Source organism: Lentzea sp. NPDC060358 (genome assembly GCF_042725365.1).
Classification (GTDB): domain Bacteria; phylum Actinomycetota; class Actinomycetes; order Mycobacteriales; family Pseudonocardiaceae; genus Lentzea.
Window position 1 is genome coordinate 1 of the sequence record NZ_JBHXCW010000003.1, and the last position, 16,687, is coordinate 16,687.

Below are 16,687 nucleotides of genomic sequence, written 5' to 3' on the forward strand. Positions count from 1 at the left end.
GACCTCACCCCTCAGGTGCAGCAAGAGTTGAGGCGCGACTCGTGACGGGGCACCCACCGCGCGGAGCTTTGCTCCGGTCTTCTCGGGCCGTTGGCCCTCGATCAACTGCTGCCCAGCACCCGGTCCAGGTAGTCGTTGGTGAAGGTTTTGTTGGGGTCCACTTCGTTTCTTACTGCCAGGAAGTCGTCGAAGTGCGGGTACAGCGGGCGCAGCTCGTCTGCCGTCAGGTTGTGCATCTTGCCCCAGTGGGGGCGGCCGCCCACCTGTGCGGCGATGCTCGCGTAGGCGTCGAAGAAGGTCTTGTACTGCATGCCCAGTGCCTGGTGCATGGAGATGTAGGCGGTGTCCCTGCCGTTGGCCGTTGAGAGCCAGATGTCGTCCGCCTGGGCCACCCGCACTTCGCAGGGGACGATCAGGTGGTCGCGGGCGCCCAGTTTGTTCGCCACTGCCCTGAGTTCGCCGATGACGTCCAGCAGGGTTTCGCGCGGGATGGAGAACTCGGTCTCCACGAAGCGGACTCGCCTCGGGGTCACGAAGACGTTGTGGGAGTAGTCCGAATAGGACCGTTCCGAGATCAGGGCTCCGCAGAGTTCGTTCAGGCGCTTGGTGTGGCGGGGGAACGACTTCGCGACCTTCGTCACCGCGCCGAAGGCGGCGTTCTCCATCACCTCGTACTCCCACTTCTGGCGGAGCTTCGAGAGGGGGCGGGCGGGGTCGGTGATCCTGTTGTTGCGCTTGAGGATCACGCGGTCCGAGTGGGTGAACCAGTGGAACTCGACGTGGTCCTCGACCGCGCAGAGGTCGTCGAACTGTTCCAGGACCGCGTCGAGGCGGCCCGGGGTTTCCGACGCCTGCAGGACGAACGACGGTACGCAGCGCAGCGTCAGGGTGCTGATGACGCCCAGTGCGCCCAGGCCCACTCGGGCCGCGGCGAAGAGGTCCGGGCGGTCCGTGCGGGAGCAGGTGACTACCGAACCGTCGGCCAGGACCAGTTCCAGGGCCTCGATCGCGGTGGCCAGGACGCCCAGTTTCGCGCCGGTGCCGTGGGTGGAGGTCGAGACGGCGCCGGCCACCGTCTGGGCGTCGATGTCGCCCAGGTTCGGCATGGCCAGGCCCAGGCGGTGCAGGTCCGCGTTGAAGGCGCTCAGGGGAGTGCCGGAGCGGACCGTCACCAGGCCGGTTTCGGTGTCCGCGCGTACGATTCCGATCCAGCGGTCGAGGTCCAGCGCCGTCTCCGGGGCCACCGCGATGTCGTTGAACGAGTGGCCGCTGCCCCTCGCCCTGACTCGGCTGCCCGCGGTGACCGCTGCCGCGATCTCGTCCGTGCTGGACGGGTGGACCACGCGCGCCGGGGTGCAGGACGCAGTCTTAGCCCAGTTCGTCCACACGCGCGTACCTCCACTGGAGAGTGTGACCTGCGAGTAACGTAAGTGAAAGCTCTTCACGTTTCAAGGGTTCACGACGTACCGTCAGAGCATGCGCAGAACTCGACTCGACGCCGCTACGAAGGACCTGGATCCTCCGTTCGCGATCGTCGACCTGGACGCCTTCGACCACAACGCGGCGGACCTCGCCCGTCGTGCTGCCGGTCATCCCATCCGGGTGGCGAGCAAGTCGATCCGGGTGCGCGACCTGGTGAGCCGCGCGCTCGAACGGCCCGGGTACGCCGGGGTCATGTGCTACTCGCTCGCCGAGGCGCTGTGGCTGTCCGAGCAGAACGTCAGCGAGGACCTGCTGGTCGCGTACCCGACGGCGGACCGGGCGGCGTTGCAGAAGCTCGCCGCCAACGAGGTCGCGCGGCAGCGGGTCACGATCATGGTCGACTCGCTGGAGCACCTCGACTTCGTCGACTCCGTCGTCGGGCCGCACGCCGACCTCCGGGTCTGCTTGGAGCTCGACGTGTCGTGGCGGCCGGTGCCGGGTGTCCACATCGGGCCGCGGCGCTCATCCATCCACACGCCGGAGCAGGCGAAGGCCCTCGCCGGGCGGATCGTGCGGCGGGCCGGGTTCCAGCTCGTCGGGATCATGGCCTACGAGGGGCAGATCGCCGGGCTCGGCGACAACCCGCCCGGTCAGCCGTTCCGCGCGATCGGCATCCGGTTCATCCAGCGCAAGTCCGGGCCCGAGCTGGTCGAGCGCCGGACGGCCGTTGTCAACGCTGTCAGGCAGGTCGCGGACCTCGAGTTCGTCAACGGCGGCGGCACCGGCAGCCTGGAGCTGACCGGGTCCGACCCGTCGGTCACCGAGCTCGCGGCGGGCAGCGGGCTCTTCGGGCCGACGCTCTTCGACGCCTACCAGTCGTTCAAGCCGGAACCCGCGGCGCTCTTCGCGCTGTCCGTCGTGCGCAAGCCGACCAGGCGCACGGCGACGCTCTTCGCCGGCGGTTACATCGCCTCCGGCACGCCCACGCCCGACCGCCAGCCGTCGCCGTACCTGCCGGAGGGGCTGAAGACCCTCGGCCTCGAAGGCGCCGGCGAGGTGCAGACGCCGGTCACCGGCAAGGCCGCGGAGCTGCTGAAGATCGGCGACCGGGTCTGGATGCGGCACGCCAAGGCGGGCGAGCTCTTCGAGCGCTTCGACGAGGTCCACCTGGTGCGGGGGGACCGCGTCGAGCGCACGGTCCCGACCTACCGCGGCGAGCGCCGCAACTTCGGCTAGGACGGCCCCTACTCGGGCAGTCGCGACGACAGGTAGCCCCTGACCAGCGCCTTCGCTTCGGCCAAGATCTCCGGGTCGCCGTTGGGGTTGTTGCGGAACGCCATCTTGAGCACGGCGTCCGCGGCCTCGACGGCGATCGCGATGGGCAGCCCCACCTCGCCCATCGGGATGCTGAACTTGCCCGAGATGAGCTCGGAGATCTTGTCCGAGATGACCGCGTTGTTGTCCCGGCGGTCGTCGAGCAGCCGCATGTCCACGACGTCGCCGAAGTGCAGCCTGCCGAACGCGGGGATCTCGCGGTGCATCGTCACGTAGACGTCGAACACCGTGTCCACGGCGTCCCACCAGTGCTCGAGCGTCGCCTGCTCGAGCTTGGTGGTGATGCCCTGGGAGAACTTGTCGACGTTGCGCAGGGTCAGCGCCTGCACCACGGCTCTCTTGTCGGGGAAGAACTGGTACAGCGAACCGACCGCCACACCCGCTCTCTCCGCGATGAGCGTTGTGGTGACGCCGTCGTAGCCCACCTCGTCGATGAGAGTCGCGCAGGCTTCGAGCATGCGCTCGACTCGTTTGGCGCTGCGCTGCTGGACGGGCTGACGGCGAAGCGGGGTGGTGCTCGTCACGGCGACTCCCAGTAGTTCGGGTTCTTCCATCTTGCCCGTTGCACGGCCTTTTCACTTCCCTGAACCTGTCAACACGCCTACGATCCGAACAAGTTTCACATTTGGAGGATCGATGAGCGACTTCCTTTGGGGAGTGTCGACGTCCGCGTTCCAGATCGAGGGCGCGTTCGACGCTGGCGGCCGAGGCCCCTCCGTGTGGGACGAGTTCACTCCGGTACACGACGGCGACACCGCGTCCGTTGCGTGCGACCACTACCACCGGTGGCGCGAGGACGTCGGGCTGATGACGATGCTCGGCGTGAACGCCTACCGGTTCTCGATCGCCTGGCCGCGGATCCAGCCCACCGGCAAGGGCCCCGCCAACACCGAGGGCCTCGACTTCTACGACCGCCTGGTCGACGAGCTGGCCGACGTCGGCATCGCCCCGGTCGTGACGCTCTACCACTGGGACACGCCGCTGGCGCTCGAAGCCGAGGGCGGCTGGTTGACCAGGGACATCGCCGACCGGTTCGCCGACTACACCGCGCTCGTCGCGGACCGGCTCGCCGATCGGGTGAAGATGTGGATCCCGATCAACGAACCCGCGATGGTGACGCTGCAGGGCTACGCGATCGGCGAGCACGCCCCCGGCAAGACGCTGCTCTTCGACGCGCTGCCGACCGCCCACCACCTCAACCTCGCCCACGGACGTGCCGTCGAGGTGCTCCGGTCGGCGGGCGCGCAGGCCGTCGGCACGGCCAACAACCACACGCCGGCCTGGCCCGCTACGCCGAACGACGTAGCAGCAGCCGAGGCCTACGGCGAAATCCACAACTGGTTGTACGCGGACGCACTTCTGTCGGGCCGATATCCCGACGCAGTCGCGGACCTGCTGCCCGTCCGGGACGGAGACATGCAGGTCATCCACCGTCCGCTCGACTTCTACGGCGTCAACTACTACAACCCGACGCGGCTGAGGGCGCCGTCGGAGGGCAACCCGCTGCCGTTCGAACTGGTGGAGATCGACGAGTTCCCGCGCACCGGGTTCGGCTGGCCGGTCGTGCCGTCCGGGCTGACCGAGATGATCTCGGCGCTGCGCGAGCGGTACCCGGACCTGCCGCCGGTGTACGTCACCGAGAGCGGGTGCAGCTTCCCGGACGAGATCGCGGACGCAGACCGGATCGCCTACCTCGACGGACACCTCAAGGCCGCGCGGGCCGCGGACGTGTCCGGGTACTTCGTGTGGTCGCTGCTCGACAACTTCGAGTGGGAGGCCGGGTACTCGCAGCGCTTCGGCCTGGTCCACGTCGACTACGACACCCAGGTCCGCACGCCGCGCGACTCGTTCCACTGGTACCGCGAGGTGATCCGCGGTGAGTGACGTGCTGACCGAACCGGTCGTCCCGGTTCGCCGGGGCTGGATGGCCTGGCTGTTCGTCGCGAACCTCGGGTTGTGGATGGCGATCTACGCGCCGATCCAGATCCTCCTGCCGCAACAGGCCGAGATGCTGGACAGGGCGGACAAGGTCGTCGTGTTCGGCGTCGTCACCGGCGTCGGCGCGGTGGTGACGATGCTGGTCGTGCCGCTGATCGGCGTGCTGTCCGACCGCACGACCTCGCGGTTCGGCCGCCGCCACCCGTGGACGCTGGCCGGGTCCGTCCTCGGCGCCGTCGGCCTCGTCGTGCTGGCCAACGCGCCGTCGGTCGCCGTCATGACGCTCGGCTGGTCGCTCGTGCAGGCCGGGATCGGCGGCATGCTCGCCGCGCTGACGTCGACCGTGCCCGACCGGGTGCCGGTCGGGCAGCGGGCGCAGGTCGGCGGGCTGATCGGCATCAGCCAGATGCTCGGCACCGTGGCCGGCGGAGTCCTGGTGGTGGTGGTCGACGACCTGCCGCGCAGCTACCTGGCGTGCGCCGCGGTCGTCGTCATCGGGGCGCTGCTGTTCGTGCTGATGACCCCGGACACCCAGCTGGTCCGGAAACCGGTGCGGCTCACGCTCTGGATCTCCCCGCGCGAGCACCCCGACTTCGCGTGGGCGTGGCTCGGGCATTTCATGATCAACCTGGGCAACGCGCTCGGCACCCTGTACCTGTTGTTCTTCCTCGGCGACGTGGTGAAGCACCCGTCACCGGACCAGGGCCTGCTGCAGCTGATGGCGCTCTACGGGGTGGCGCTCACCGCAGGAGCGGTGCTGTTCGGCGCACGAAGTGACCGAACGGGCCGCCGGAAGCCGTACGTCTACCTGGCCTCGTTCGTGATGGCGCTCGCGGCGTTGCTGCTGGTCGTGTGGCCGACGTGGGTCAGCGCGCTGGTCGCGGCGCCGCTGCTCGGCGTCGGCTTCGGCATCTACACGGCGGTCGCGATCGCCCTGCTCACCCAGGTGCTGCCCTCCGCGACCGATCGGGCAAAAGACCTCGGCGTGCTGAACATCGCCAACGCGTTGCCGCAGGCAGTGGCACCTCTGCTGGCTTCCGCGATCCTCACCGGCCTCGGTGGCTACCGGGGTCTCTTCGCGGCATCGGCGCTGGCGACGGGGCTGGCGGCCTGGGTGATCAGTCGAGTGCGATCGGTGGTCTGATGCAGCTGTCCGGCAAGAACGTCCTGGTGACCGGGGCGTCGCAGGGGATCGGGGCCGATACCGCGTTCCGGTTCGCCGCGCACGGCGCACACGTCCACCTCGTGGCCAGAAGCGCCGAACTGCTCGATCAGCAGGTCAAGCGGATCAAGGACTTCGGCGGCTCGGCGTCGGCCCACGTGGCCGACCTCGCGGACGCCGCGCAGATCCGCGCGCTCGCCGAGGAGGTGCCGGCCCCCGACGTGCTCGTCAACAACGCGGGCGTGGGCCGCTGGCTGTTCCTCGACGACACCACGGCCGACGAGCTGCAGACCATGACCGCCGTGCCGTACCTGGCGGCGTTGTTGCTGACCAGGGAGTACCTGGGCGCGATGCGGGCGCGCGGGTCCGGCTGGATCGTCACCGTGAACTCGCCGGTCTCGCGCCTGCCGATCCCGGGCTGCACCGGGTACCAGTCGTCCCGCTGGGCGCTTCGGGGTTTGACCGCGTCACTGCGCCTCGACCTGCGCGGAACCGGCATCGGGGTGAGCGAGGTCGTCCCGGGCAAGGTGTCGAGCGAGTACTTCGCCAACAACCCCGGCTCCGAGGAGCGGATCCCCGCGATCGCACGGCTGATGATCCCGTCGGTGACCCCGGAACGGGTGGCCAGGGCCATCGTCGACGCCGTCGTCGGGGAACGCGCGGAGCACCTCTTCCCGTGGCAGCTGAAGGCGTTCGAGATCTCCGGCCGGCTCTTCCCCGGCTTGACCTCGTACCTGGCGTGGCGGACGGGTACGCACCGCTGAGAGTGGGAATTCCCCGGTCACGGAACCGAGGGAGGACACCATGACCGGGATGATCGACGGCCACCGGGTGCGGGACCCGCACGGCCTGCACGCGAACACCGAGGACCAGCTGCGCCAGGCGGAGTCCGAGGTGCGCCGCCGCGTCGGCGACCAGTACGACGAAGAGGCCGTCCAGGGCGCTGTGCGCGAGGCCTACGACGAGATCGCGGACCGGGCCAGGATCGAGTCGTTCCTGCCGATCCTCGCGGCGCGGTCGGCCGAGCAGAAGCTCGAGGAGGCCTGACGCTCCGGCTGTGGATTCATCCACACGGGGCTGTGGACAACTCGCGATCTCGACCCGGACCTGTCGGTGCGGGCTGGAAGAATTTCAGCAAGGGTTCCCCTTCGCGGGGGGACCCTTGCGCGAGCGTGAAAACGGCCCCCACCTGCGCGGGAGGCGCAGACAGGGGCCGTGGTTGGTGACCGCGGGCCGACGACGGTCGGGGAGGGTGGGTGCACGTCACCGGCCCGCGGGAATCTGTGGAGTTGTGAAGCTGACCGGGGCCCGCGATGTCGCGGTCGGGGGTTCGCACATCGCGGACCCCGGTCAGTAGGCGGTTTGCAGACCTGGTCGTGTCGGGGGGACGCCAGGTCGGTCGCAAACGCCCGTTAGTGGGCTCGAGCCACCGCGCGGCGGGTCCGGGTGACAGGAGGGGTCACCGGGGCCTCGCGCAGGTGGCGAGCCGGGCGCGGGGCGAGTCCGCCCGCAACCAGGTGTTCGTACGCGGCGCGCCACACCGAGCAAGGTGACTTCTGCTGGCGCCAGCGGCCGGAGCATTCGGGGCAGTTGCCCTTCTCGTCCGGCTCGTGCGCTGCCAGCAGAGCACGCCATCCCTCGGTCAGCCGAGGGAGCTCGGATCGAGCCACCGACAGGAGGGACGGGGCGTCTGCGCGGCTCGCCAGCTCCGTGAGCAGGTCGAGGCGTTCCCACACAGCGTTGCGAAGAACCTGTCCGAGGATCGCGTCCATCGAAACGTCACCGTCACCTTTCCGCCTGGTCGGCGGCTTCGCGTAGCGCGGCCCTGAGCTGTACGAGCTGGTCGTGGGACAAGACTGCCGTCTCACCGGGTGGCCCTACCAGGACCACTTGGCCCTGAACCACCTTCACCGTGAGCTGGCGGTCCCTCTCGACCACGTCGCCGCAGCTGATCTGCCACGTCCGACGGTGCCCGGTCGTGCCGCGCCATGTGGAGTCGGTGTCACCCGTCTCCACAATGGAGGTGGAGTACGTGGAGGAGCTGTCCATCTGATTGGCCGTTCCTCTCCGTGCTCACTCGCTTACCGGACTCCAGATTGCGATGATTCATGTCGGAACGGGACGTCACAGCGCTGACCGGTGGGAGTCTTACGGTGAGCGGTAAGCGGTGTTCGGCAGGGCCGATCAGCCCCGCCGAAGAGGACTTCTCGGGCTCGGGGACCTGCCCCTAGTCTGCCGATGACGCCCAACGGACTGCGAGGGTGCGATGAACACGACTTCCCAGAGCTCTCCTATTCCCGCCGAGGTGTGGGACCAGCAGGAGATGCGGGACGCACTGGCACGGCGGGAGATCAGCTCGGTTTACCGGCTGCTCCGCCGGCACGGCGTGTCCCAGCGCCAGATCGCGGCGCTCACCGGGCAGTCGCAGTCCGAGGTCTCGGAGATCCTCAAGGGACGTCAGGTGATGGCCTACGACGTCCTGACCAGGATCGCCATCGGCCTGGGTGTCCCACGTGGATACATGGGTCTCGCCTATGACGAGACAACGGCAGTACGGGTGGCCGCGACCGCGGACTCACCCCATCCTGAGGAGGACGAGTCGGTGAAGCGTCGGAAGTTCCTCGCGCACGCCGCCGCCGTGACAGTCGGCGCGGCCGTGTTCGGAGCGGACTCCGGGTCGTGGGTCTCCCACCCCACACAGACTCCGGCTCCTGGCCGCATCGGCATGACCGATGTCCGCCAGGTCGAAGCGGCGACGCGAGCACTGCGCGCCCTCGACTACCAGTACGGCGGCGGTTCCTGCCGCGACGCCGTGGTCGCCCAGCTGTCCTGGGGACAGCAGATGCTCGGTGCGAGCTCCACGGACATCGTGCGCCAGCGGCTCTACGTCGCGCTGGCCGACCTGCACAACCTCGCCGGCTGGACGTCGTTCGACACGGGCCTGATGGACTCCGCCCGCAACCACTTCGGTCAGGCGCTCGACCTCGCCAAGCAGGGCGAGAACGAGGCGCTCATGGCGAACATCCTGTACCGCATGGGCCGCGTCTACCTGCACCAGAACGCGCCGGACGACGCGCTCAAGGTGTTCCAGCTGGGTCAGCTGGCCGCGCAGAACTCCGGTTCGGAGCTCGCGGTGGGCATCCTCTGCGCGAACGAGGCCTGGGCCTACGCGAAGATGGGCTCCGACGAGCAGGCGCTCAAGCTGCTCGGCCGGGCGCGCGACGAGTTCTCGCGCGCCAACGTCGCCGAGGCCCCCGCCTGGGCCAAGTTCTTCAACGAGATCGACCTCTCGTCGATGATCGGCACGGTGCACACCGAGCTGGCCCAGACGGTGGACGCCAAGTACACGAGGACCGCGATCCCCGCGCTGTCCAAGGCGATCAACAACTTCGGCGACGAGTACGCCCGCAGCCGGTCGTTCAACCTGACGTCGATGGCGATCAACCACCTGCTCGAGGGCGACATCGACCACGGCGCCAAGATCGGCCGCCAGGCCGTCGACCTGTCGGAAAGCCTCAAGTCGGTGCGCACGAAGCAGCGCATGGAGCCCCTGCGCCAGGAGGCCGACAAGCGCCGCAACAACCCCGAGGCCCGCGAGCTCGCCGACCGCGTCGCCCGCTTCACGGGAGCCGACTCCGCTGCCTGATCTCGTCTCGTTTGGGACCTATAGCACCCCTTTCGGATGGCGTGGGACACGAAGCGGTAACGCCAGCGCCTCCACACACGAATGCAGCATCGACGGGCGTGCAATCCACGCCTAAGGTGCGGCAGGTCGGGGCGAAGGACGAGGTGCGGCGCGTGAGCCTTACACGGAGGTGGCGTTCCAGGAGAGCGCTGCGGTCCGCGCAGTTGCTCGACGAGGTGGTGGACACCCAGTTGCCGCTGCTGGCGGCGTTCGACGAGGAACGAAGGCGGCGGTCCGCCGACTACCTCGCCGAGCTGGTGGCGCTCGCGCAGGACTACCGCTACTACGCCAACGGCTGGATCGACAACCGCGAGCTGGACCGCCGCGGCCAGCGGACGATGAACCGGCTGGCCCGAATGCGCGAAGAATCTTCAGCGCGACTGATCACCGACTAGGCCGTCCGCGCGCAGCTCGTCGCGCTCACCGGACCACTCACCGAGTGTGTCGGATTTTGTGGATGTTTCACGTTGAACATTCGCCGTGCCGCCCGAGGGCCTACCAGGGCACGGTCCCGGCGCTGTCGAACAGGCCGCCGGTCGGACCGTCGTCGGGCAGGGTGGCCAGCTCGATCGCGATCTTCGCGCCGTTGGCCGGCGTCTCGTGCCCCTGGAAGTCGTTGAACTCCGTCGCGACGTAGCCGGGGCAGCTGGCGTTGACCTTGATGCCGGTCAGCTCGTTCGCGTACTGCACGGTCAACGCGTTGAGGAACGCCTTCGAGGGGGTGTAGACCCCGTCGACGTCACCGTAGGCGGGGTCCGGCGAGGTCTGCAGCGCCATCGACGCCAGGTGGCTCGACTGGTTGACGATCCGCGCCCGTGCGGATCGGCGCAGCAGGGGCAGCAGGGCGTTGGTCACCCGGATGACGCCCTTCACGTTGGTGTCCATGACCACCTCCAGCAGTTCCGGGGTCGTGGCGGACGGCGCCGTGGGCCACTGCCCGGCGACGGCCGCGTTGTTGACCAGCACGTCGAGGTGCCCGAACCGCTCCTCGAACAGCTTCGCGGCGGCGGCCACGCTCTCGTCGTCGGTCACGTCCAACGGCACGAGGAACGCGTCGGCGCCGTTCGCCCGCAGCCTCGCGACCGCCTCCTCGCCGCGCCGCGGGTCCCGCGCCCCGACGCCGACGGTCATGCCGACCGCCGCAAGCCCCGCCGCGATCTCGTAGCCGATTCCCTTGTTCGCGCCGGTGACCAGCGCAATCGTCTTCTCGCTCATGCACTTGATCGTCGTCCGCACCGCCGCCGCGACCAACACCACTTCGGTGTCGCGGCGATACCCGGCCGGTATGGATACCTTGGACGTCGTGGAGACCCGAGAGCTCCGGTACTTCGTCGCGGTCGCGGAGGAGCTGCACTTCGGCCGTGCCGCCGAGCGGCTGGGCATCGCCCAGCCGCCGCTGTCGCGCACGATCGCCCAGCTCGAACACCGCCTCGGCGTCGAACTGCTGACGCGCACCAGCCGCAAGGTGGCGCTGACCGGCGCCGGCACGACCCTGCTGGCCGAGGCCACGGCGATCCTCGGTGCGGTCGCGGCGGCCGAACGCCGGACCAGGAACGCGGCCACCGACCGGCCGTCGCTGGTGCTGGCGGCCAAGGCGGGCGGGTCCTCCGAGGTGCTGGCCAAGCTGCTCGACGCCTACGCGGCCGAACCCGGCGCCGTCGAGGTCGAGCTGCTGCTCTGCGAGTCGAACACCCATGTGCCGCTGCTCGACGGACGGGCGGACGTAGCGCTGCTGCACGAGCCCTACGACCCGACCGACGGCCTCGACGTCGAGGTGCTGCGGACCGAGGCGCAGGTCGCGGTCATGCCGTCGACGCACCGGCTCGCGGGGGCGTCCCGGCTGCGGATGGCCGAGGTCTCGGGCTTGGCCGACGGAGTTCGCTGGCCCCGTCCGGACGGCACCTACCCGGACGGCCCCGGCATCGAGGTGCGCAACCTGACGCAGCTGTTCCAGATGATCGAACTGGGCAGAGCCGTCGCGGCGATGTCGGAGGGCGTCGCCACGGGACGCGCGGAGGGCTTGGTCGCCATTCCCATCGTGGACGCGCCGAGGGTGACCACGGTGCTCGCGTGGCCACCGCACAGCCGGTCGCGCGCGCTCGCCGACCTCGTCGGGGTCGCGACGGGCGTCAGCTGACGGGCGCCCTGCTCAGCACGACGGCGAGCCCGAACGCGACGCCCATGATCGTCACCTCCAGCACCGCCCACTGGACGATCGCGGTGACCTCGTGCTGGGAGATCCGCGGCAGCAGCCGCCACCGGATGTGCGCGCCGAGCAGCGCGATCAGCGCCGTGCACACCATCTTGCCGAGCAGCAGCAGGCCGTAGCCGGTGGTGAACAGCGACTCCAGGAACGGCACGACCGGGTTGAGGACGAGTTCCAGCACGCCGTTGAACAGGCCCGTCACCGCGACCACGACCAGGCAGACGGTCGCGATCTTCGAGAACTTCGGGAGCGCGATCGCGAGCAGGCCCTTGCGGTGGACGACCAGCGCCATCAACGCGCCGAGCCCGCCGGTCCACGCCGCCGCGGCGAGGATGTGCAGCTCCATGGAGACCATCGAGTAGTCGTGGTACTTCCAGTTGGAGGCGTGCCCGGTCACCGGGATCGGCAGCAGCCCGAACATCGAGATCAGGACGCGCAGCTCGGCGGGCACGGACTCACCGCTGCGCACCGCCATCACGCCGACGAGCACGTAGACGAGCGCGCAGGAGGCGCTGAACAGCAGGCCCTTGCCGGCGCCGACCGTCGCGACGTAGTCGACGGCGTTGCCGATGCTCACGTCGCTGCCCGGCCGCAGCTCGGCGGCCTGCAGCACGATCGACAGCAGCGCCGTGACGGCCCAGACGGCGGCGGCGGCGACCGCGGCCGGCCGGGCGATCCGCATGACCGGTTCGGTGTGCGCGGGCCTGCTGAAGCCGAGCAGCTTCGGCAGGACCGACAGCCCGACGACGATCGTCGCCGAGACGTCGAGCAGCACACGGGTGACCGGGAGGCCGTACCGGACCGCCGCCCCCGCGTCGACGACCCCGGCGACCACGGACGGTGGTGCCAGCACGAAGCCGAGCGCGATGCCCGCGAGCGCGCCGAGGACGAGCCCGGCGAGCACGCGGTGGTGGGTGGCGACGGCGGTACGGACCTCGCTCATGCCTTCGCGCCCCCGCCACCGCCGCGCAGGGCGAAGAACACACCGCCGCCGAGCAGCACCACGGCGCCGACGATCCACACCCAGACGGGCAGGCCGCCGCCGGAGTCCCCGCCGCTCGACGCGGTGTCGGCGGTCGCCGGGGTGGTCGGCGTGCCCGTGCCGTCCTTGGTCAGCGTGAACGTCAGCTCACCGGACACGGGGTGGCCGTCCGCGGACAGGATGCGGTAGCCGATCTTGTACTCGCCGGCCTTGCCGAGCGCGTTGACCTTCGCGGAGACCGCGTTGTCCCTGATCGTCGGGTCGCCCGCGACCTCGTAGTGGCCGCCGTTCGCGTCCACGACCGAGATCGTGTTGATGCCCTGACCGCCCTGCACGTCCTGGTCGAACGTGAGCGTGACGCTCGCCGGACCCGCCTCGAGCGAGGTCTTGTCCTTCGGGTCACTGCTGATCAGCGCGTTGTGGGCCGCCGCGGGGGCGGCCGTGGCGAGCACGGCCGCACCAGCGAACAGGAACGCGATCAGAGCGCGCTTCATGCCTTGCGCCTCGAACGCAGGATCGCGCCGACGCCGAAGCCGAGGCCGAGCGCACCGACGGCCAGACCGGCGCCACCGAGGTAGCGGGCGGTCGAGTCGGCACCGGCGGCGGACGCCTCGTGCGTGTCGGTAGCGGCGTTGGCGGCCGGCGTGGTGCCGTGGCCGTGCTCGTCGGCACCGGCGGCCTTCGGGGCGAGCTTCAGCGCGGGCGCCGGGTGCTCCGGCTCCTTGCCGTCGGCCCCGGTCGGCTGGGACCAGTCCACGACCTCGCCGCTCTCGTAGGTCTGCTTGGTCGGGAGCTCCAGCTTGTCCTTGCCCTCGGGCAGGGTGCCGACGGCGACGTAGAACTCCTGGTACTCGTTGACGTTGATCTTCACACCGGGGTCGGCGGTCCAGGTGATGGACTTGAACGCCTCGGTGATCTCCTTGCCGCCGACCGTCACGGGCTTGTCGAGCTTGCCCTTGACGACCTCGGCCTTCCAGCCGGCGAGCGGCTTCGTGCGCACCGACGTGAGCGGGGTGTCCTGCGGGAGGGTCACCTCGATCTTGGTGGTGCCGGCGTTGTCCCGCTCGTTCGGGACGCGGAACGCGAACGTGGCGCGGCCGCCCTGCGTGAACTCCGCGGGCTGGGCGCTGACGTGGGCGGATGCGGTGGCCGGGATGCCGAGCACGGCGAACCCGGCGACGGCGGTGACGGCGAGCACGCGCACGCCGAATCGGTTGGTCGACATGAAGTTGTGGCTCCTGATGCCAAAGGGGTTCCAGCAGGGGATACGGATGATCAGGAGGCACAGGGCGGGCCACGCCGCCGATTCGCGCGCGTGATGTCCAGGAAGTGCGCGTTCCGGACGTACGGCGTGCTGGTGAACGTCCGCAGCGGCCGGGTGGCGGGCAGCGGCGTGAGCCTGCGGGGGATCAGGCGGGTGACGGCGGCGACCAGCCTGAACAGGGCGGTCTCGGCGTGGAACAGCAGCAGGCCGGTGAGCGTCGCGGCGACGAGGTGCGCCGCGAACATCGGCCAGGTCAGCGTGGTCGTGTGGTCGTGGCCGACCCACGTGAGCAGCAGGTGCTGCGCGAGCTGGGCCGTGCCGAGCCCGGCCACGACCGAGAGCTTCCCGCTGCGCCTGTCGGCCAGGGAGGCCGCCGCGAACGCGATCAGCGCCACCAGCGGCACCGCGTGGACGAACTCGCTCAGCTCGCCACCGCCCAGCCCGTGGGCGGTGATCGTGAGAGCCGCGGACGTCAGCGCCAGCGCCGTACCCCGAAGGGTGCGCATCCCGCTGGTCCGTGTACTCACGAGGATTGAGGGTAATCGGAGGAGTTTGGACAGGTCCACGGCCGGGTAGCCCGGGCCGCATGACCGCTCAATGCGACAGGCCGGGCCGTACCGACCGGGTTGTGTTCGGCGTTGCCGCAGGTCTCACGCTTGCATTCGTGACCTGGGGGATCGTCGGCACCGACAGCTTGGCGGCAGCTTCGAAGGCTGCTCTGGGCTGGATCATCCAGAACCTCGGCTGGGCCTTTGTGATCTCGGCCTCCGGGTTCGTCGTCTTCGCGCTGTGGCTCGCGTTCAGCCGCTACGGCAAGATCCCGCTCGGGCGGGACGACGAGAAACCCGAGTTCAAGACCGTGTCCTGGGTCGCGATGATGTTCAGCGCGGGCATGGGCATCGGCCTGATGTTCTACGGCGTCAACGAGCCGCTCACCCACTACGTGAAGCCGCCGCCCGGCACCGAGGGCGACCCCCTCGAGACCGCGATGGCCACCACGCTCTTCCACTGGACGCTGCACCCGTGGGCGATCTACGCCGTCGTCGGCATCGCCATCGCGTACGGCAGCTTCCGCCGCGGCCGGTCCTCGCTGATCAGCTCCGCGTTCGCCCCGCTGCTCGGCCGCCGCGCCGCCTCCGGCTGGGGCCGCGCCATCGACGTGATGGCGATCTTCGCGACCCTGTTCGGCTCGGCCGCCTCGCTCGGCCTCGGCGCCCTGCAGATCGGCAGCGGGCTGCAGGCAGCCGGCTGGGCGGACAACGTCGGCAAGGGCGTGCTCGTCGCGATCATCGCCGTGCTGACCGTGGCGTTCGTGGCCTCGGCGGTGTCCGGTGTCTCGAAGGGCATCCAGTGGCTGTCGAACACGAACATGGTGCTGGCCGTCGTGCTGGCGCTGTTCCTGTTCGTGGTCGGGCCGACGATCTTCATCCTGAACCTGGTGCCGACCGCGCTCGGCGACTACTTCCGCGAGCTCGCCAACATGGCCGGCCGCACCGCCGCCTCCGGTGGTGACGCGACCGAGACCTGGCTGTCCGGCTGGACGATCTTCTACTGGGCGTGGTGGATCTCCTGGACGCCGTTCGTCGGCATGTTCATCGCGCGCATCTCCCGCGGCCGCACGATCAAGCAGTTCGTGGCCGGTGTGATCCTGGTGCCGTCCGCGGTGTCGCTGGTGTGGTTCGCGATCCTCGGTGGCACCGCGATCTTCGAACAGCGCAACGGGGTCGATCTCGCCGGTCAGTCGACGCCGGAGTCGCAGCTCTTCTCGCTGCTCGACCAGTTCCCGCTGGCGGCCATCGCGGGCGTCGTGGTCATGGTCCTGGTGGCGATCTTCTTCGTGTCCGGCGCGGACGCCGCGTCGATCGTGATGGGAACGCTCTCGCAGCAGGGCACGATCGAGCCGAAGAAGCCCGGAGTGATCTTCTGGGGCGTGCTCACCGGTGCCGTGGCGGCGGTCATGCTGCTCGTCGGCGGCTCGAACGCGTTGACCGGCCTGCAGAACCTCACGATCATCGTGGCGCTGCCGTTCATGGTCGTGATGGTCGGCCTGTGCTTCTCGCTCGCCAAGGACCTGCGCTCGGACCCGATGATCAAGCGCGAGGAACGCGTCGCCGAGGTGATGGAGGAGGTCACCGCCCACCTCGACCCCGGTGAGGTGGTCGAGGAGGCAGCGGTCAAGGCCGTGGCCGAGGTGACCGGGAAGACCCCCCAGGTCACCCCGAAGACCCCGGAGGTCAGCGCACGTTCAGACGCCTGAGCAGGTCCTGCTCGAGCATCTCCAGATCAGTCCCGACGGCCCGGTGCGCGGCTTTGCGCCGGGCCGTCGGCATGCGCTCGGACGCGCGCACCGCCGCGAGCAACTGCGCCAGCCGCGCCTCGGTCTTCGAAACCCAATCGGAATCAGCCGCTCGCACCGTCTCGAGCGACTCCGCGAAACCGACGATCCGCGCGTGCAGGCGCGCGCCGTAACCGGAGTACTTGCCCACGTCGGCGACGTCGATGCCGAGCCTGCGGGCCCGGTACCGGTCGTACTGCTCGCTCAAAACCCCAGCTCCGCGGGCGATCACGGGGGCCAGCACGGGAATGAGCGCGGGAGCCACCACCTTCGCGACACCGACCAGGTTCTTCGCCCGGCTGGGCGTGAAGCCCGCCTTCGCTTTGCGCGCCATTCGGGTACTCCTCCTCCGTCACGA

Annotated in this window: 19 protein-coding genes; 9 read left to right on the top strand and 10 right to left on the bottom strand. The window is 69.6% G+C overall.

Annotation, left to right across the window (positions count from 1 at the left end; all coding sequences use genetic code 11):
- Positions 1–101: 101 nt before the first annotated feature.
- Positions 102–1,388 (bottom strand): D-arabinono-1,4-lactone oxidase, encoded by a 1,287-nt coding sequence (locus ACFWGZ_RS00940; protein WP_382449373.1) that lies wholly within the window; start codon positions 1,386–1,388, stop codon positions 102–104.
- Positions 1,389–1,476: 88 nt separating this feature from the next.
- Here ACFWGZ_RS00940 and ACFWGZ_RS00945 point away from each other — a divergent pair, with 88 nt between their 5' ends.
- Positions 1,477–2,658, top strand: a complete 1,182-nt coding sequence (locus ACFWGZ_RS00945) for an amino acid deaminase/aldolase (RefSeq protein WP_382449374.1) — start codon at positions 1,477–1,479, stop codon at positions 2,656–2,658.
- Positions 2,659–2,666: 8 nt separating this feature from the next.
- Here ACFWGZ_RS00945 and ACFWGZ_RS00950 read toward each other — a convergent pair whose 3' ends face one another.
- Positions 2,667–3,311 carry a TetR family transcriptional regulator gene (locus tag ACFWGZ_RS00950; RefSeq protein ID WP_382449375.1) on the bottom strand — a complete coding sequence of 215 codons (645 nt, stop codon included), beginning with the start codon at positions 3,309–3,311 and terminating at the stop codon, positions 2,667–2,669.
- 82 nt (positions 3,312–3,393) lie between these two features.
- On the opposite strand from ACFWGZ_RS00950, the gene ACFWGZ_RS00955 reads away from it, so the two are divergent.
- The 4 genes from ACFWGZ_RS00955 to ACFWGZ_RS00970 are packed head-to-tail and all read left to right on the top strand — an operon-like array spanning position 3,394 to position 6,904.
- A complete protein-coding gene (locus ACFWGZ_RS00955; RefSeq protein ID WP_382449376.1) occupies positions 3,394–4,641 on the top strand; it encodes a GH1 family beta-glucosidase in 1,248 nt (415 codons plus the stop codon).
- A 40-nt stretch (positions 4,642–4,681) separates the two neighbouring features.
- A complete protein-coding gene (locus ACFWGZ_RS00960) occupies positions 4,682–5,839 on the top strand; it encodes an MFS transporter (RefSeq protein WP_382449476.1) in 1,158 nt (385 codons plus the stop codon).
- The gene (locus ACFWGZ_RS00965; RefSeq protein ID WP_382449377.1) at positions 5,839–6,621 is read left to right on the top strand and encodes an SDR family NAD(P)-dependent oxidoreductase; all 783 of its coding nucleotides are present in this window, start codon (positions 5,839–5,841) and stop codon (positions 6,619–6,621) included. The genes ACFWGZ_RS00960 and ACFWGZ_RS00965 overlap by 1 nt, the downstream gene beginning before the upstream one ends.
- Positions 6,622–6,661: 40 nt before the next feature.
- Positions 6,662–6,904, top strand: a complete 243-nt coding sequence (locus ACFWGZ_RS00970; RefSeq protein WP_382449378.1) for a three-helix bundle dimerization domain-containing protein — start codon at positions 6,662–6,664, stop codon at positions 6,902–6,904.
- A gap of 365 nt (positions 6,905–7,269) precedes the next feature.
- Here the strand turns inward: ACFWGZ_RS00970 and ACFWGZ_RS00975 are convergent, their stop codons facing one another.
- Both ACFWGZ_RS00975 and ACFWGZ_RS00980 read right to left on the bottom strand, forming a co-directional pair.
- Positions 7,270–7,629, bottom strand: coding sequence for a hypothetical protein (locus tag ACFWGZ_RS00975; RefSeq protein WP_035909125.1), 360 nt, complete (start codon positions 7,627–7,629; stop codon positions 7,270–7,272).
- 13 nt (positions 7,630–7,642) lie between these two features.
- Positions 7,643–7,906 carry a hypothetical protein gene (locus ACFWGZ_RS00980; protein ID WP_382449379.1) on the bottom strand — a complete coding sequence of 88 codons (264 nt, stop codon included), beginning with the start codon at positions 7,904–7,906 and terminating at the stop codon, positions 7,643–7,645.
- Positions 7,907–8,123: 217 nt separating this feature from the next.
- Between ACFWGZ_RS00980 and ACFWGZ_RS00985 the strand changes: the two genes are divergently transcribed.
- On the top strand, positions 8,124–9,503 hold the full coding sequence (locus ACFWGZ_RS00985; protein ID WP_382449380.1) for a helix-turn-helix domain-containing protein: 1,380 nt from the start codon (positions 8,124–8,126) through the stop codon (positions 9,501–9,503).
- Between the two features lie 152 nt (positions 9,504–9,655).
- Positions 9,656–9,937: a hypothetical protein gene (locus tag ACFWGZ_RS00990; protein WP_382449381.1), complete on the top strand. Its 282-nt coding sequence runs from the start codon at positions 9,656–9,658 to the stop codon at positions 9,935–9,937.
- 100 nt (positions 9,938–10,037) lie between these two features.
- Here the strand turns inward: ACFWGZ_RS00990 and ACFWGZ_RS00995 are convergent, their stop codons facing one another.
- A complete protein-coding gene (locus ACFWGZ_RS00995; protein WP_382449382.1) occupies positions 10,038–10,757 on the bottom strand; it encodes an SDR family oxidoreductase in 720 nt (239 codons plus the stop codon).
- Between the two features lie 88 nt (positions 10,758–10,845).
- On the opposite strand from ACFWGZ_RS00995, the gene ACFWGZ_RS01000 reads away from it, so the two are divergent.
- Positions 10,846–11,679 carry a LysR family transcriptional regulator gene (locus ACFWGZ_RS01000; protein ID WP_382449383.1) on the top strand — a complete coding sequence of 278 codons (834 nt, stop codon included), beginning with the start codon at positions 10,846–10,848 and terminating at the stop codon, positions 11,677–11,679.
- Here ACFWGZ_RS01000 and ACFWGZ_RS01005 read toward each other — a convergent pair.
- Genes ACFWGZ_RS01005 through ACFWGZ_RS01020 form a run of 4 tightly spaced genes read right to left on the bottom strand, consistent with a single transcriptional unit; the run spans position 11,672 to position 14,521 of the window.
- The gene (locus ACFWGZ_RS01005; protein WP_382449384.1) at positions 11,672–12,691 is read right to left on the bottom strand and encodes a copper resistance D family protein; all 1,020 of its coding nucleotides are present in this window, start codon (positions 12,689–12,691) and stop codon (positions 11,672–11,674) included. The two genes, ACFWGZ_RS01000 and ACFWGZ_RS01005, sit on opposite strands and share 8 nt — an antisense overlap.
- Positions 12,688–13,224, bottom strand: a complete 537-nt coding sequence (locus ACFWGZ_RS01010) for a copper resistance CopC family protein (RefSeq protein WP_382449385.1) — start codon at positions 13,222–13,224, stop codon at positions 12,688–12,690. The genes ACFWGZ_RS01005 and ACFWGZ_RS01010 overlap by 4 nt, the downstream gene beginning before the upstream one ends.
- Entirely contained in the window at positions 13,221–13,955 is a 735-nt protein-coding gene (locus ACFWGZ_RS01015) for a YcnI family protein (protein ID WP_382449386.1), read from the bottom strand. Before ACFWGZ_RS01015 ends, ACFWGZ_RS01010 begins: the two co-directional genes overlap by 4 nt.
- Positions 13,956–14,005: 50 nt before the next feature.
- Positions 14,006–14,521, bottom strand: coding sequence for a hypothetical protein (locus ACFWGZ_RS01020; protein WP_382449387.1), 516 nt, complete (start codon positions 14,519–14,521; stop codon positions 14,006–14,008).
- A 59-nt stretch (positions 14,522–14,580) separates the two neighbouring features.
- On the opposite strand from ACFWGZ_RS01020, the gene ACFWGZ_RS01025 reads away from it, so the two are divergent.
- Positions 14,581–16,251, top strand: a complete 1,671-nt coding sequence (locus ACFWGZ_RS01025) for a BCCT family transporter (protein WP_382449388.1) — start codon at positions 14,581–14,583, stop codon at positions 16,249–16,251.
- Here ACFWGZ_RS01025 and ACFWGZ_RS01030 read toward each other — a convergent pair.
- A complete protein-coding gene (locus ACFWGZ_RS01030) occupies positions 16,229–16,663 on the bottom strand; it encodes a DUF6474 family protein (RefSeq protein WP_382449389.1) in 435 nt (144 codons plus the stop codon). The genes ACFWGZ_RS01025 and ACFWGZ_RS01030 overlap by 23 nt on opposite strands.
- Positions 16,664–16,687: the final 24 nt, after the last annotated feature.

What these genes read in the sequence shown, in the direction of transcription:
- ACFWGZ_RS00955 (WP_382449376.1), top strand. Translation starts at nt 3,394, where the DNA reads ATGAGCGACTTCCTTTGGGGAGTGTCGACGTCCGCGTTCCAGATCGAG.
- ACFWGZ_RS01030 (WP_382449389.1), bottom strand. Translation starts at nt 16,663, where the DNA reads ATGGCGCGCAAAGCGAAGGCGGGCTTCACGCCCAGCCGGGCGAAGAAC.
- ACFWGZ_RS00980 (WP_382449379.1), bottom strand. Translation starts at nt 7,906, where the DNA reads ATGGACAGCTCCTCCACGTACTCCACCTCCATTGTGGAGACGGGTGAC.
- ACFWGZ_RS00985 (WP_382449380.1), top strand. Translation starts at nt 8,124, where the DNA reads ATGAACACGACTTCCCAGAGCTCTCCTATTCCCGCCGAGGTGTGGGAC.
- ACFWGZ_RS00965 (WP_382449377.1), top strand. Translation starts at nt 5,839, where the DNA reads ATGCAGCTGTCCGGCAAGAACGTCCTGGTGACCGGGGCGTCGCAGGGG.
- ACFWGZ_RS00975 (WP_035909125.1), bottom strand. Translation starts at nt 7,629, where the DNA reads ATGGACGCGATCCTCGGACAGGTTCTTCGCAACGCTGTGTGGGAACGC.
- ACFWGZ_RS01025 (WP_382449388.1), top strand. Translation starts at nt 14,581, where the DNA reads ATGACCGCTCAATGCGACAGGCCGGGCCGTACCGACCGGGTTGTGTTC.
- ACFWGZ_RS00945 (WP_382449374.1), top strand. Translation starts at nt 1,477, where the DNA reads ATGCGCAGAACTCGACTCGACGCCGCTACGAAGGACCTGGATCCTCCG.
- ACFWGZ_RS00950 (WP_382449375.1), bottom strand. Translation starts at nt 3,311, where the DNA reads ATGGAAGAACCCGAACTACTGGGAGTCGCCGTGACGAGCACCACCCCG.
- ACFWGZ_RS00970 (WP_382449378.1), top strand. Translation starts at nt 6,662, where the DNA reads ATGACCGGGATGATCGACGGCCACCGGGTGCGGGACCCGCACGGCCTG.
- ACFWGZ_RS01005 (WP_382449384.1), bottom strand. Translation starts at nt 12,691, where the DNA reads ATGAGCGAGGTCCGTACCGCCGTCGCCACCCACCACCGCGTGCTCGCC.
- ACFWGZ_RS00960 (WP_382449476.1), top strand. Translation starts at nt 4,682, where the DNA reads ATGGCCTGGCTGTTCGTCGCGAACCTCGGGTTGTGGATGGCGATCTAC.
- ACFWGZ_RS01015 (WP_382449386.1), bottom strand. Translation starts at nt 13,955, where the DNA reads ATGTCGACCAACCGATTCGGCGTGCGCGTGCTCGCCGTCACCGCCGTC.
- ACFWGZ_RS00995 (WP_382449382.1), bottom strand. Translation starts at nt 10,757, where the DNA reads ATGAGCGAGAAGACGATTGCGCTGGTCACCGGCGCGAACAAGGGAATC.
- ACFWGZ_RS01010 (WP_382449385.1), bottom strand. Translation starts at nt 13,224, where the DNA reads ATGAAGCGCGCTCTGATCGCGTTCCTGTTCGCTGGTGCGGCCGTGCTC.